This window comes from Vibrio sp. YT-19(2023) (assembly GCF_033337395.1).
This window is the reverse complement of sequence record NZ_JAWOQN010000046.1, coordinates 15,868-29,502: the sequence shown is the minus strand read 5'-3', so window position 1 is coordinate 29,502 and position 13,635 is coordinate 15,868. Positions and strand designations below refer to the sequence as shown.

At 44.7% G+C, this 13,635-nt stretch carries 9 protein-coding genes and 1 tRNA gene; 4 read left to right on the top strand and 6 right to left on the bottom strand.

The features are described from left to right. Position 1 precedes the first annotated feature (1 nt). A tRNA-Arg gene (locus R7E78_RS22190) sits at positions 2–72 on the top strand. A gap of 279 nt (positions 73–351) precedes the next feature. Next, positions 352–858 (top strand): hypothetical protein, encoded by a 507-nt coding sequence (locus R7E78_RS22185; RefSeq protein ID WP_005382011.1) that lies wholly within the window; start codon positions 352–354, stop codon positions 856–858. A gap of 115 nt (positions 859–973) precedes the next feature. Here R7E78_RS22185 and R7E78_RS22180 read toward each other — a convergent pair whose 3' ends face one another. The 4 genes from R7E78_RS22180 to chiP all read right to left on the bottom strand — a co-directional run bounded on the left by R7E78_RS22180 (position 974) and on the right by chiP (position 6,023). Further along, entirely contained in the window at positions 974–1,936 is a 963-nt protein-coding gene (locus tag R7E78_RS22180; RefSeq protein ID WP_005382010.1) for an OmpA family protein, read from the bottom strand. A gap of 640 nt (positions 1,937–2,576) precedes the next feature. Next, positions 2,577–4,004, bottom strand: a complete 1,428-nt coding sequence (gltX, locus tag R7E78_RS22175) for a glutamate--tRNA ligase (protein WP_005384075.1) — start codon at positions 4,002–4,004, stop codon at positions 2,577–2,579. A 177-nt stretch (positions 4,005–4,181) separates the two neighbouring features. Beyond that, positions 4,182–4,778 carry a DUF2057 domain-containing protein gene (locus tag R7E78_RS22170; protein ID WP_165401723.1) on the bottom strand — a complete coding sequence of 199 codons (597 nt, stop codon included), beginning with the start codon at positions 4,776–4,778 and terminating at the stop codon, positions 4,182–4,184. 123 nt (positions 4,779–4,901) lie between these two features. Continuing rightward, on the bottom strand, positions 4,902–6,023 hold the full coding sequence (gene chiP / locus R7E78_RS22165) for a chitoporin (RefSeq protein WP_005382007.1): 1,122 nt from the start codon (positions 6,021–6,023) through the stop codon (positions 4,902–4,904). Positions 6,024–6,501: 478 nt separating this feature from the next. On the opposite strand from chiP, the gene R7E78_RS22160 reads away from it, so the two are divergent. Together R7E78_RS22160 and R7E78_RS22155 are read left to right on the top strand one after the other, a co-directional pair. Next, the gene (locus R7E78_RS22160; RefSeq protein ID WP_318058245.1) at positions 6,502–9,198 is read left to right on the top strand and encodes a copper-translocating P-type ATPase; all 2,697 of its coding nucleotides are present in this window, start codon (positions 6,502–6,504) and stop codon (positions 9,196–9,198) included. A 21-nt stretch (positions 9,199–9,219) separates the two neighbouring features. After that, positions 9,220–9,669, top strand: coding sequence for a DUF411 domain-containing protein (locus R7E78_RS22155; RefSeq protein WP_005382005.1), 450 nt, complete (start codon positions 9,220–9,222; stop codon positions 9,667–9,669). Between the two features lie 65 nt (positions 9,670–9,734). Here the strand turns inward: R7E78_RS22155 and R7E78_RS22150 are convergent, their stop codons facing one another. Both R7E78_RS22150 and R7E78_RS22145 read right to left on the bottom strand, forming a co-directional pair. Beyond that, positions 9,735–10,427 (bottom strand): oligogalacturonate-specific porin KdgM family protein, encoded by a 693-nt coding sequence (locus R7E78_RS22150; protein WP_213903851.1) that lies wholly within the window; start codon positions 10,425–10,427, stop codon positions 9,735–9,737. Between the two features lie 439 nt (positions 10,428–10,866). Beyond that, positions 10,867–13,518 (bottom strand): beta-N-acetylhexosaminidase, encoded by a 2,652-nt coding sequence (locus tag R7E78_RS22145; protein WP_318058244.1) that lies wholly within the window; start codon positions 13,516–13,518, stop codon positions 10,867–10,869. Positions 13,519–13,635: the final 117 nt, after the last annotated feature.

Genomic DNA, 13,635 nt, shown 5'->3' with positions numbered 1-13,635 from the left:
CATGGCACAGCTGGATAGCGCAGTCCCCTCCTAAGGGACAGGTCGTAGGTTCGAATCCTACTGGGGGCGCCATATCATAGCCTTAGCTCCCACTTGAGCTAAGGCTTTTTTGTATCTTCAATTTCAAGCCTCGCACTGCTCCCCCTATTACACCGTGTTAGATAATCTTCCCAGTAATCAATATGATCGGATCGGGTGTTTCGGTTACGGGATAAAGCCTTCTACTGATCTGACTTCTTCCCCTTGAAATCATTTCAACAAGCCCTATTTACAGTTTTGTATTTTATTACTTTAATTATCTATGAGTTTTGCTTACCCTTTTGGCTATTAATAAAATTATTAGTTAGCACTATGTCTAAGAGCAATTTAATAACTAACACTGGACACCGCTTTATTTCTAAAGGCAAGACAGCCTTTAAGATACATATCCATACCCCCGAGGATACGGTACTACACCGCTCGGTAGGATTTGTTCGTATTGGAGAAAAGAAAGGCTTACAAAAAGCCATTAAGCTGAGAAACGAGTTAGGTCGGCAAATGTGGGGCAAATTCTGGCGACGTCTTTTGAAAGACCCTTACCTAATGACCAGGCTTCCACATAGCGTTGAGCCTAAAATCGTTCACAAGCCTAACCCTACTCTTGAAAACCCTGACAACCGAGATACGTGTTACATCGCCAAGTGGCGAGAGTTCAATGATGACGGCGAGTATAAATATAAAACGGTGGTTCGCTCTATTAGTAAGTACGGCAAACTTGCCGCCTACATGCAAACCAAAAAAGCGTTGTTAGAAGCACATAAAGATAACTTGGAGATCCTGACATTTATGGGGCGTTTAAACAGCATTGATCTTAAGTAATACCTGGCCACTTTGAACATTTCAGTCAGTTTTTTGAAGAGAAATAAAAAGCCCCAAAGAGCGAACTCTTTGGGGCTTTCAGCTTCAGTCTTCTATACTACGGTCGAATAGGAGCTTATTGCTGAACTTGGTATTCAAATTCTGGAACAACGACTTCTACGCGACGGTTTTGTTGACGACCTTCACGAGTGTCGTTTGAAGCGATTGGGTTGTTTTCACCTTCGCCACGAGCTTGGATACGTGATGAATCAATACCTTTTTCAACGAGTGCGTTAGCAACAGACTCAGCACGTTTTTCAGAAACTTTTAGGTTGTAAGCTGCTGGACCAGACGTATCTGTGTAACCTACAACTTCAACGTTCGCTTGTGGGTGCTCGTTTAGGAAAGCAACTAGGTTATCAAGTTTTGCAGCGCTCTCTGGTTTTAGAGTTGTGCTGTTTAGATCGAAGCTACCTGTACCAATTGTTTGAGTTTCGAATGTTTTCGTAACTACAACTGGCTCTTCTACCACTTCTTCTACAACCACTTCTTCAACAACAACTGGCTCTTCTACGATTACTGGCTCATCGTTGCCGCCGAATTTGAAAGAAACACCTAGTGTTGCAGTGTTACCTGTCGCACGAGTTACATCGTTGCTGATGTCAGTCAGTGTTTGGTATTCCGCACGAGCTGTTACGTTTTGGCTTAGGTTGAATTCAAGACCAGCTGCGCCTAGGTAAGAGTAATCATCTTTGCCATCAAACATTACGTAAGCGCCACCCACTTTACCGTAAAGTGCGATGTCTTCAGTGATTGGTAGGCTAAATTTAGGAGCAAGAGTGATTGCTTCTACGTGGCCACCGAAAGAAGTTTGGTTAAAATCACCGATGTTGTCGAAACCCGCTTCTACTGCGAAGTATTTATTCATTTCGTAACCAACAAAAGCGCCAAGAGTAGAATCGTCTTTGTCACAAGCCTGGCCCGCTACACACGCGTCTTCCATCCATGACTTACCCATCTTACCACCAACGTATACTTCTGCTTGTGCTGCTGAAGCCATAAGTAGAGACGCTGAAATTACCGCTGCTAATTTTTTCATTATTGATTCCTCTAAAGAAGTTCTTTTGTTAGATGCCGAAATGCGCCGTCTGACTGACGTTGTATTTCAATTCTTTTTATTCATTCCTTGAGTGAGATACTTAGTCAGCTTCTTTTTATGCACATGCATTTTTTTTATGGAAGCAACTTACGTACATTTCCTGCTCAGTGATACATATCGCCATCTCGGTATCGCTGACGGGATGAACTATAACGCTAAGAAATCGCGAGAAAAATCCCAATTCTGTCAATTTATTGTCATCAAAAATCTCGACAACATGTGATCTTAAGCAAAAAAATCCCCACGCAATCACGACGCAAACGTTTGCTTTATTTTTTGGAACAACATAGCTAAAGCAAAGGTTTTTCTTAAAAATGAGACAAACAAAATGGAACTTTAAGGAACATGGATAAAAATCAATCAGATATTTGATATATAATCGCTCGTTTTTTATTCATGCCAACGATATTTGGATTAAAAAATCTTATCCATATTGAGGTAAATTACAGGTGAAACCATCTCTTCATTCACCAATATGAGAGAAAGTTTCTCGTTATCTAAATTGAAGATACAAAAAAGCCGCGGTTGCTCACCGCGGCTTTGTGACTATTTATTCAAAAGAACGTTCAGTTCAAAGCAATTATGCGTTTGCTTCACGCTCAGCAATGAACTCAAGCGCCATCTTAATGCGAGCAATACAACGCTCTTTTCCAACCAGCTCCATTACTGCATCGACAGAAGGAGACTGACCGCCGCCTGTTACAGCAACACGTAATGGCATACCGATTTTGCCCATGCCGATTTCCAACTCTTCACATACTGCTGCGATAACGCCATCTTTGATGTTAGCTGTCGTCCACTCAGTTAGTGCTTCCACTTTCGCTAATGCAAGTTCTAGAGGCTCTTTAGCCACGCCACGTAGATGTTTCTTCGCTGCGCCCGCTTCAAACTCAGAGAAATCTTCATAGAAGTAACGGATTTGCTCAGCTAACTCAACTAGCGTGTTGCAACGCTCACCCACTAGCTTGATCACGTCAGTGATAGCAGGACCATTCGTTACGTCTAGTTTTTGTTGATCTAGATGCCATTGTAGATGCTCAGCAACGTACGCAGGGTCTGAGTTCTTGATGTAGTGGTTGTTCAACCATTGCAGTTTGTCAGTGTTAAAAGCAGACGCTGACTTAGATACTGCGTTTAGGCTAAATAGATTGATCATCTCTTCTTGAGAGAAGATTTCTTGGTCACCATGAGACCAACCAAGGCGCACTAGGTAGTTGTTTAGTGCCGCAGGCAGGTAACCCATATCGCGGTATTGCATGACTGATACAGCGCCGTGACGTTTAGACAGTTTCGCGCCGTCATCACCCAGGATCATTGCACAGTGTGCAAATGTTGGTACTGGCGCACCTAGTGCTTCGTAGATGTTGATTTGACGAGGCGTGTTGTTGATGTGGTCTTCGCCACGAACAACGTGAGTGATACCCATGTCCCAGTCATCCACTACTACACAGAAGTTGTAAGTAGGTGAACCGTCAGTACGACGAATGATTAGGTCATCCATTTGATCGTTGCGGATTTCAATGCGACCACGGATTTGATCATCAAATACTACGCTGCCTTCTTTCGGGTTACGGAAACGGATAACACATGGATCGCCATCTTTTGCCGCTTCGTTTGCTGCTTTGATTTTTGGATGGTTAGCATCGTAGCGAGGCATTTCTTTATTTGCTTCTTGCTCTGCACGGATTTCATCTAGCAGCTCTTTAGACGCGTAACATTTGTAAGCTTTGTCTTCAGCAAGAAGCTTATCAACCATTTCGTTGTAACGGTCAAAACGTTGAGTTTGGTAGTAAGGACCTTCATCCCACTCCAAGCCTAGCCATTCCATGCCTTCAAGAATTGCATCAACCGCTTCCTGAGAGTTACGCTCAAGGTCTGTATCTTCGATACGTAGAACGAATTCACCACCTTGGTTTTTAGCGTATAGCCAAGAGTAAAGTGCAGTACGCGCACCACCAACGTGTAGATAGCCAGTTGGGCTAGGAGCAAAACGAGTTTTAACCGTCATTTGAGTTCCTTAGGGGTAATGAGCAACGAGAGATCTCTCGTTGTAATGTCAAGGATAAAAGTGGCGACATTTTACCACCGTAAGTCAATTCTACAATCGGTTTGACAACAGAAATAAAAACAGGGCAGAACCAAAAAGGCACAGCCCTGCTATTTACTGTTAAAGCACGAGACGAAATTACTTCAGGTTACGCATTGCCCATTGCATAAATTCTTGCTGCTCTTCACGGCTCAATTCATTAAACGATGCTTTGATTGTTTTGGTTTCCGCTGGAGAAGACGCAATGCTTGCCTTAGTCGATTCTTTATTCATTGCGTTATTATAGTCGGCAACTTCTCGTTCGTAATCACGAAAACCTTGCAAACCACCTTTACGAAGTTGAACCATAGAGAATGCCACTTCTTTTCCTTTTTTGTCTTTCAATACCACTTTAGGATCGAGTTCGAAGGCTCTCGCCTCTTCAATAGTACGGAATGTTTGATAAGTCAGAGAAAGCTCGGTGTCTTTTTCTGCATCAAACTCTAATACCAGCGGCTGCGAATCGAATTTACGGCGCTTTCCATCTTCAAATACGATTTGTCCAACCGTTACCGCTAATTGGTTTTCCCCATCCTTTAACTCGATGCTGTTGTTCTTGGATATCCACTCAGGGTAGACGAACTCGCCGTTGAGAACGCGAGGAACTAATTCAGATTGCAGAGTGAGTTGAGCAGCAAAAGCTGGCGCCGAAAGCATTGCGCAAAGTCCGAGAAGTGTCGTTGTTTTTTTCATCATGGTTTCTCACTTTATACCAATTTAGATAAGCCTCTAAAATTTACAGGCCAGTCATTTCAAAGGCTTATTTGAATAAGTATCAAGATAAAAAGGGCGTTTCCGCCCTTTTAGCTGCTTCTTTAATTAGAAGTAGTATTCAACACCTACAGAGAACTCGTCGTAGTCAGCAGACTTCCAACGTGCTTCTGTTGGTTTATCTAATTGAGACGCACCGTCGCCAAAGTCTAGAGTACGAGCACGTACGTACAGCACTGCCGATGGGTCTACGAAATACATAACTTGTGCTGATAACACATCATCCGCTGTATCGTTAATTTTCTTACCATCACGCTCTAGATCAAAGTTAGCGGCGTAAGCCAGTTTGTATTGCCAATCACCCGTGGTGTACATGATAGCGGCAGACATTGCATCTTGCTTTTCACTCACACCATTGCTTGCGTCCGCCTCCATATATTTGTATTGCGCGAAGAAAGAGATCCCGTTATCAAACCAGCCTTGTGCCCCTACCAAGTACGTGTTGTTTTCCCACGTTTGGCTTTCCATCTTGATATTACGGTTACCTTCATATGCCGCATCTAACTGGATAGGACCAATTTTGTAGTGTGCAGCGATACCACCCCAGTAGTCATCCCCTTCACCTAGACCTGCTTTATCACCTGCACCAGCTGCGATATCTAGGGAGAATTTGTCAGCAAACATTGGAGAGTCCCAGCGGATAGTGTTTGATTGACGGTCTTGGTACTTGGCGCCACCAATAGCACCACCCCAGTCGTATACATCGCCCAGGCCAGGGTTAGATGCTGGCCAGTCAACCAATTCGTACATAGGTGTCAAAACGCGACCCAGGCGAATTTGCCCCCAAGATGCACTTTCAAAACCGACGAATGTGTCACGTTCACCAAGACCTGCGCCCTCGCCACCAAAGCTAGGGTCTACATAACCGCCTTCGATTTGCCAAATAAAAGTAGGGTCGAAGTTAGCAAATTGTTTTTTACCACGGAAACCAATACGAGATTCGTTGTTTAGCTGCATGCCACCCAAATCATCGTCCGTTGCTTTGCTGCCAGAATCGTAATCGCGGTACGCGGCCTGCATCGCGATGATTCCGTAAACTTCATAAGAAAATGAATCTTTGGTTAGAAACTCTTTTGCTGCGTCACTGTTTGCACCATCAGCAAATGCAGCACCACTGAACATCATGCCGGTAATTGCCGTGGCAAGTAGGCTTTTCTTTAGGTAAGACATTATAAACCCCTATATTTTTAGTTTTTTCCATTTTCAAATTCACTAACTAGGACATGGCAGGAACTTGAAACAGTGTTTGGACGGGGCAAATATGACAAACTTTTTTCGCACTAAAAAACTTTCCCTACAGCAATCTGAGCGACTTCAAAATGAGAAGAACAAAAATAAAATAAATCAACAAAAAACAATTAGTTAACATCAAACATAAAAAATAAAAAACGTTAAAAGTACGTTTTGACACTGAACTGACATTGAGAGCATCTAAAAAACGTGAGCGACTTCATTCATCTTTTAGGTGTTTTAACGGAACTTTATATTCAAAGAGAAAAAACCTTGAGATCACTCGCAAGTAAAATGACCGTGCACTTGTGGGATTCGAGAGATTTTGACGAAATTGTTGTGAGTAGCAAATGGGTATTGACCTTACCCTTGCAGGAAGGTTTAAGCTCATAGCATCACTACTATTGAGGTGCAGATTATGTATCAGTTAGTTATACCTTTATCAGGGCTCAACTGCATGGGCTGTGCGAGAAAAGTTGAGAATGCTTTACATGCGAATCACGATGTGGAGATCCTCAATTTGTCCCCGACGCAAGTAGAGGTCAAAACCGAGTCTTCTCTTAAAGAGCTCGTCTCGTCGATTGAATCTCTTGGTTACCAAGCAGGAAATCACTACGAACTAAACCTTTCAGGCTTAAGCTGTGGCGGTTGCGTCAAAAAACTTTCATCTTTATTAGAATCTAATCAAGACGTTATTTCTTTTGAGGCTTCAACAACGCACTTAGAGATTCGTACCCTCCTCTCCGAGCAACAAGTGATCGACTTAATAGCAACACTCGGCTATACCGCCAACCTTGATTCTGTCGAAGTAGAGAACGAAAGCTCACCAGAGACCGAACAGGTAGAAAAGCAAAGCAATATTAAAGATACGCAGGTGCCACCAGCGAGTATTCAATTGCAAATGCTGATTCAAGGCATGACGTGTGCGAGTTGCGTCTCTTCAGTAGAGAAAGCACTTACTAACGTAGAAGGCGTTGAGAAAGCACAGGTCAACCTCGCAGAACAAAGCGCACTAGTATTCGCAAGCCAAGACTCTGATGACCTCCTTAACGCAATTGTTGAATCGGTAAAACAAGCCGGTTACCAAGCAGAGATCCTACAAGACGCCGCAACCCAGCAAGAAAAGCAAGCGCAGCAACAACGTCAGCAACAAAAACGCTTTAAACTGGATGCTATTGCTGGCCTTGTCGTCGGTGCCCCCTTAATGATTTGGGGCGTTGCTGGCGGCAATATGATGATTCGCAACACCAACGACCAATTAGCTTGGGGCGCGATCGGTATCGTATGTTTACTCCTTCTTGCCACAGCAGGGAAACACTTCTTCAGTAACGCTTGGTTAGCAGCTACTCACAAGCGCGCCACCATGGACACGTTAGTCGCGCTCGGTACTGGCGCAGCGTGGTTCTATTCGATGCTTGTGGTGATTTTCCCAGACTGGTTCCCTCTTGCTTCACGCCACGTGTACTTTGAAGCGAGTGCAATGATCATCGGCTTAATTTCTCTTGGGCACTATATTGAAGCAAAAGCCAAAGCAAACACAACACGTTCCTTACAAGCTCTGATTAACCTGCAACCTCAGCAAGCTACGGTAATCACGGAACAAGGCGACCAACAAATCGCGGTTGAGCAAATCACGCTAGGCATGAAACTGCGTATCAAACCAGGCGAGAAAGTGCCTGTTGATGGTGTTGTGATTCAAGGTGAATCATACATTGATGAGTCGATGCTCACTGGTGAACCAGTACCAGTATTAAAAGCGCAAGAGGCTCAAGTGTCTGCTGGGACATTAAATACCGATGGTGGATTAGTCATTGAGGCAACGGGCATTGGCGCAAATACCATGCTGGCTCGTATCATCCGCATGGTGCGCACAGCGCAAAGCAGTAAGCCAGCCATCGCGAAACTGGCAGACCAGATTTCATCGGTGTTTGTCCCTGTCGTTGTTGGCATAGCAATACTGGCCGCGCTCGTTTGGTTTGCCGTTGGTCCAGAGCCAAAAGCGAGTTATATGCTGGTGGTCACCACAACAGTCCTGATCATCGCCTGCCCTTGCGCTCTAGGCTTAGCAACCCCACTTTCTGTCACGGTGGGAGTGGGTAAAGCCGCAGAGCTCGGCATTCTGATCAAAGACGCCGACGCCCTTCAATTGGCAAGCAAAGTCGACACGGTTGTATTCGACAAAACTGGCACGCTTACCCAAGGTAAACCTAGCGTTCAGCAAGTGTTTACTCACGCCACCAGCCAAGAAGATCTATTGGCTTTAGCGTATGCGGCAGAGCGTCAGTCTGAGCACCCACTGGCAAAAGCGGTATGTGATTACGCCAAACGACACGACGCAAAGGATGTCTCATTAGACAAGTTTGAGAACGTTCGCGGGCGCGGCATTTTGGCGACGTATCAAGATAAACCGCTGCTCATTGGTTCGCTTCAATTTATGCAAGCAGAGAACGTCGAGACTAGCGCACTAAAATCTGCCATCGATGAATGCGCAAAAAATGCGTGGACTCCGGTAGCTGTGGCATTGAACGGCGAACTGATCGGTCTGATCGCCATTGCCGACCCGATCAAATCAGATGCGAAACAAGCGCTCTCTGCATTAAAATCGCAAGGCATCAAAACGGTAATGCTGACGGGCGATAGCCAACACGTTGCCAATGCTATCGGCCAAGAACTTGGTATTGATGAAGTGATTGCCCAAGTAATGCCAGATGAGAAAGCTCAGCACATTGAGCAACTTCAATCTCAAGGACATGTCGTGGCAATGGTGGGGGATGGCATTAACGACGCCCCTGCTCTCGCGTTATCCAACCTCGGTATTGCTATGGGTAGCGGCAGTGATGTCGCCATTGAAAGTTCGCAAATGACCATCCTGAACACGTCACCAATGGCGGTAGTACATGCGATTGAACTCTCTCGCGCTACACTTAAGAACATGAAGCAAAACCTATTTGGTGCCTTTGTTTACAACTCGTTGGGTATTCCAGTTGCCGCTGGTGTGCTTTATCCAGCGTTTGGATTTTTGCTCAGTCCTGTTGTCGCAGGAGCGGCAATGGCACTGTCTTCAATTACTGTCGTTAGTAATGCAAATCGACTACGACTGTTTTCAGTAAAATAACCACTTCTTTTTGAGGGTATTATGAAGTTGAAACTATTGACCTTTGCAATGCTTGCGACCGTGTCCGCCAACGTATTGGCAGCCGATGTCATTAACCATAAATCGCCATACTGTGGCTGTTGTGGAGAATGGACAAAACACATGGAAGAGAACGGCTTTACGGTCGAAGAAAAATTGCACGATGACATGAACGCCATCAAACGCGATCTAGGCATCAAGAATGAACAGCTTTACTCTTGCCACACGGCAGAGATCAACGGCTATCTGTTTGAAGGTCACATTCCAGCCGAAGACATTAAAGCGTTTTTGAAAAATCCACCACGTAACGCAAAAGGCCTATCAGTACCAGGCATGCCAATGGGCTCCCCTGGTATGGAATATGGCGACAAAAAAGACAGCTACACCGTTTACGCCTTTAACGAAAAAGGCCAAGTGTTCGAATATAGCCACCACGAAGGCAACGACCAATAAAAACAAAGCCCAGCGAGATAAACCGCTGGGCTTTTTCTTAATGGACAGTTAAGACAAATATAAAATTAGAAGCCGTAAGAGGCACCAAATACAAAAGCGTTATTCACTAGGCTGTCACCACTCGCGTTTTCTGCACCGTGTGCTTGACTACGGAACTCAAAGTAAGGTTGAACACCTTTACGAGTCCACGTTGCACGAAGCTCGTGGTCCATGGTTTCCGCTTCAATCATGTAGACGTTGTTGTAGCTTAGCGTCACATCCCCATTCATCACGTAACCAATGCGGTTGTCCATGCGGTAATCTGTATCCGCATCTGCGTCTGTCGCATCAATGTGCGCACGAGTACGGTTACTTAAGGAGATGCCGTTATCGAAGTTGTAACCGATCTTAACCAATGGACGGTACTGTACGTTCTCGCCAGCAGAGAACAGGTGTTGGTAACCCGCGGCAACCCATAAATGATCGGTAATATTAAATGACTGCTCACCACCCACAGTGATTGCTGGTGTTGTGTTACCTGCGCCACCGTTTTCTGTTTCCAGTTTACCCAACTGAATACCATCAAATTCGGTGTAAACCGTAAAGCCGCCGAATTGGTTATCAAAAGTATGACCAGCTTCCAGTGTAGACGTAACGTCCGAACCATGAATTCGACCATCATCGTGGAATTGAACATTACCTGTTACGTAAGAAGAACCAGCAAAAGCGCTAGAAGCGAAAGCGAGAGAAAGAGCACTCAGTGCAAAAATGTTTTTCATAATTACTGCCTTTATTTATTCACGTTATGCGATAGTTTTAGAGGGCATCTTTTCCCTTTTATCGCAAACTTTGGAATGTGCCTCCTTGGCGTTCGCAATATTGTTTCAATTAATTCGCGATGAAAAATAAAACATTTTAAAAAGTGATCTTGTTCAAACCGAAGCTCAACAACCCTGATAAAAACATGGAAAATACAGGCACTTATCGTATTTTTATAAAATTATTCAAAAAATAGAAGTGTGATCGTAAACAGATAATTTATTGATATTTAGCAGATTAAGTCGATCCAGTTCACAATAACCTTGACCATTACAACCAAAAACTTATTTATCAATGAAAAATAATTAGACATCGATCACGCTTAATTTCCTCAAAAAATAAAGAAAGCCCCAACATGAGGTTGAGGCTTTGCCAAAAAATTAACTTACAAGAATTGAGTTATTTCACGCTGGTCACTCGACTTGCTTTCTCACCGGTTGCTGACACAGAACGGATAAACACTTCACCTTTCACATTTGGACGAGCATTATCTGCGTAAGTTAGCCAGTTCTTGCCGTCTAGAGAGTATTGAAGCTTCACACCCGGGAACTGAACGTTCATTGCCAGTTTACCCTCTTCAACTTTCGCGCCTGGTACAGGTAGGCGGTAGTCGATACCCGCTTTTTCTAGCTTAGCCAGTTCGCGTTGGCCAAGTACGTTCGCAAAGCGGTTGTAGTCTTGGTTTAGCGCAACTTTGTTTACTAGGTTAGAGTTTTGCGAGTATTCAACACCCACTTTGTAGTCGTTTTCCCAATCAGCACGGTGCCATGCACGTTCAGCGGCTGCCAGTACGCGAGGGAATACCATGTACTCGTATTGCTCGTCGTTACGTACTGTCTCAGACCACAGCTGTGCTGATAGACCATAGAAAGGTTTCGCTTTGATTTCACCTTTACCAGTGAAGCCGTTACCATCGCGGTCTACAGAGGTTTCTGCGTTCTGAGGCATGTTCTCTGGTGCAAAACCAAACATCTTACGAGTATCTGTTGCACGCGTCGCCCAGTAGTAACCACGCTCTTTCGGGTCAACTTCGTACGGCATGTCCATGTACACGTAGTCAGGGTTAGAAACGATAACGTCGTAACCTTTCTTAGACCATTCGTACACTGATGATGTGCCACCCCAGTAAAGAACGTCCCAGAAGTTAACACGTGTGTTTTCTGTTGCGAACGCTTTCTCACCTTCACTGTACTTAAGGCCATCTTGCCAAGCTTGGAAGTTTGGAATGCCTTTCTCTACCACCATCTTCGACACTTCTTCTGCAAAGTGGCTTGGTAGATGAGCAAAATCGCTTACCGTACCGTCTGCAATTAGCGTCTGACATTGTGGTGACTGTGCGAATGGCTTGTCTTGCTTAGACAAATCAATGTTACCCTTCCAGCTTACTTTGTCTTCTGCGTTGATGTCTTGCAGACCAGCGCCTAGCTTGATGTTCTTCGCTTCGTCACCACCAAAGTGCCATGTTGTTAGCGGCGTGCCCGCTTCTTGGTGCATTGCTGCTACTTCTGAAATCACTTTATCAACAAAGCGAGTTGAAGATTCCATACATGGGTTGATGAAGCTTTGCTTGTTGTAGAACTGAACCGTCGTTACGTTCGATGTATCTTGAGGATCCATCAGGCGGTACTCGTTCGCTTCTGCTTCTTTACCTTCTTCCATTAGACGGTCGTAACGTGCTTCCATTGATACCACTGCTGCACGAGCGTGTGCTGGCATATCGATTTCAGGAATCACTTCGATGTTACGCGCTTTCGCGTACTTCAAGATGTCCACGTAGTCTGCTTTGCTGAAGAAGCCAGAACCAAAGTTGTCTGTCGTTGCACCTGAGCCAAGCTGAGGCAGTAAACAGCTTTTCTCTTCTAGATCGAAACAACGGTTAGCACCCACTTCAGTCAGCTCAGGCAGACCCGGGATTTCTAAACGCCAGCCTTCATCATCCGTTAGGTGAAGGTGTAGTTTGTTCATCTTGTACGCGGCTATTTGGTCAAGCGTTGCAAGAATCGCGTCTTTAGAGTGGAAGTTACGAGCCACGTCCACCATCACACCACGGTAATCAAAACGCGGCGCATCTTTAATAGACAGTTGTGGTAGAGAATCAGCATTTTGGCTATCTACCAGGCCAAAGATAGATTGTACTGCGTAGAAAGCACCTGCTTGGTCAAACGCTTTAATCGCAATACCGTCGCCTTTGATGCTCATTTCGTAAGCACCAGATTTTGCCAATTCACCGGTGAAGTCTGCAGGAACAACAGTGATGCTTACAGGAAGATCACCACGAACATCCACACCTACCACTTCTGCACGACCTTGAATTGCTGCGTATTGAGCCGCATCGAATGCGTCTTTAGGCAGCGCAATACCCGCCGCGATATCTACCGTACCTTTACCTGCTTCAACAGACATTGGCGTTGGTAGTAACGTGGTTGATACGTCTTGTTTTGCTAGATCTTCGTTCTTCTCGAAACGAGACACAGCGCTCGCAAATACGTTGTTGTCATCTGGCGTACGTTTTAGGTTGTTACCCTCAAGGCCAGTCACGAAAGATGCAACGTCTTCTGTGTTAAGAGAAGCGATCATCTTAGGCTCTGCATTTGGTGCAGCAACAAACGCGCCTGGCATGAAGTCAGTTTCAAATAGCTGCCAGTATTCAGCAACAAGAGGAAGCACAACCTCTTCACCCGCAGCAAAACCATCAAACTTATCTGTTGGTTCTAGTTTGTGTAGATCACCCGTTACGCGAGAGATTTTAAACTGTTCGTTTTCAACATCCAGAATCAAACGAATGCTATGGAAGTAAATAGCCCAATCTTTTGAGTCAACCGCTTCACCTTGGTTAACCAGCGTCATGTTTACCTTGTTACAAGACGCCCACTCAGCCCCTAAGTCCTGACAAGCAAGACCTTCGTTTGCACCGTGGTTAGTCAACACTTGGTATTGAATATCAAGATTATTAGCCAACGAATTTACAACTTGTTGTTCAGAGCTTTGCAGCGCAGAGCAACCTGCTAATGTAGTGATAACAGAAATAGCAATCAGACTAGGTTTAAACATCTTACTTCCCCAAAAAAGTCAGTGGTTCAAAACGACAATGATAAAAATCTCGGCCCCTCAAATGCGAGGTACCTAACCGTTACATTCAACATACAACCTGTTATTTCTAAGCGTAAA

What these genes read in the sequence shown, in the direction of transcription:
- R7E78_RS22185 (WP_005382011.1), top strand. Translation starts at nt 352, where the DNA reads ATGTCTAAGAGCAATTTAATAACTAACACTGGACACCGCTTTATTTCT.
- chiP (WP_005382007.1), bottom strand. Translation starts at nt 6,023, where the DNA reads ATGTCTTACCTAAAGAAAAGCCTACTTGCCACGGCAATTACCGGCATG.
- R7E78_RS22180 (WP_005382010.1), bottom strand. Translation starts at nt 1,936, where the DNA reads ATGAAAAAATTAGCAGCGGTAATTTCAGCGTCTCTACTTATGGCTTCA.
- R7E78_RS22150 (WP_213903851.1), bottom strand. Translation starts at nt 10,427, where the DNA reads ATGAAAAACATTTTTGCACTGAGTGCTCTTTCTCTCGCTTTCGCTTCT.
- R7E78_RS22160 (WP_318058245.1), top strand. Translation starts at nt 6,502, where the DNA reads ATGTATCAGTTAGTTATACCTTTATCAGGGCTCAACTGCATGGGCTGT.
- R7E78_RS22155 (WP_005382005.1), top strand. Translation starts at nt 9,220, where the DNA reads ATGAAGTTGAAACTATTGACCTTTGCAATGCTTGCGACCGTGTCCGCC.
- R7E78_RS22145 (WP_318058244.1), bottom strand. Translation starts at nt 13,518, where the DNA reads ATGTTTAAACCTAGTCTGATTGCTATTTCTGTTATCACTACATTAGCA.
- gltX (WP_005384075.1), bottom strand. Translation starts at nt 4,004, where the DNA reads ATGACGGTTAAAACTCGTTTTGCTCCTAGCCCAACTGGCTATCTACAC.
- R7E78_RS22170 (WP_165401723.1), bottom strand. Translation starts at nt 4,778, where the DNA reads ATGATGAAAAAAACAACGACACTTCTCGGACTTTGCGCAATGCTTTCG.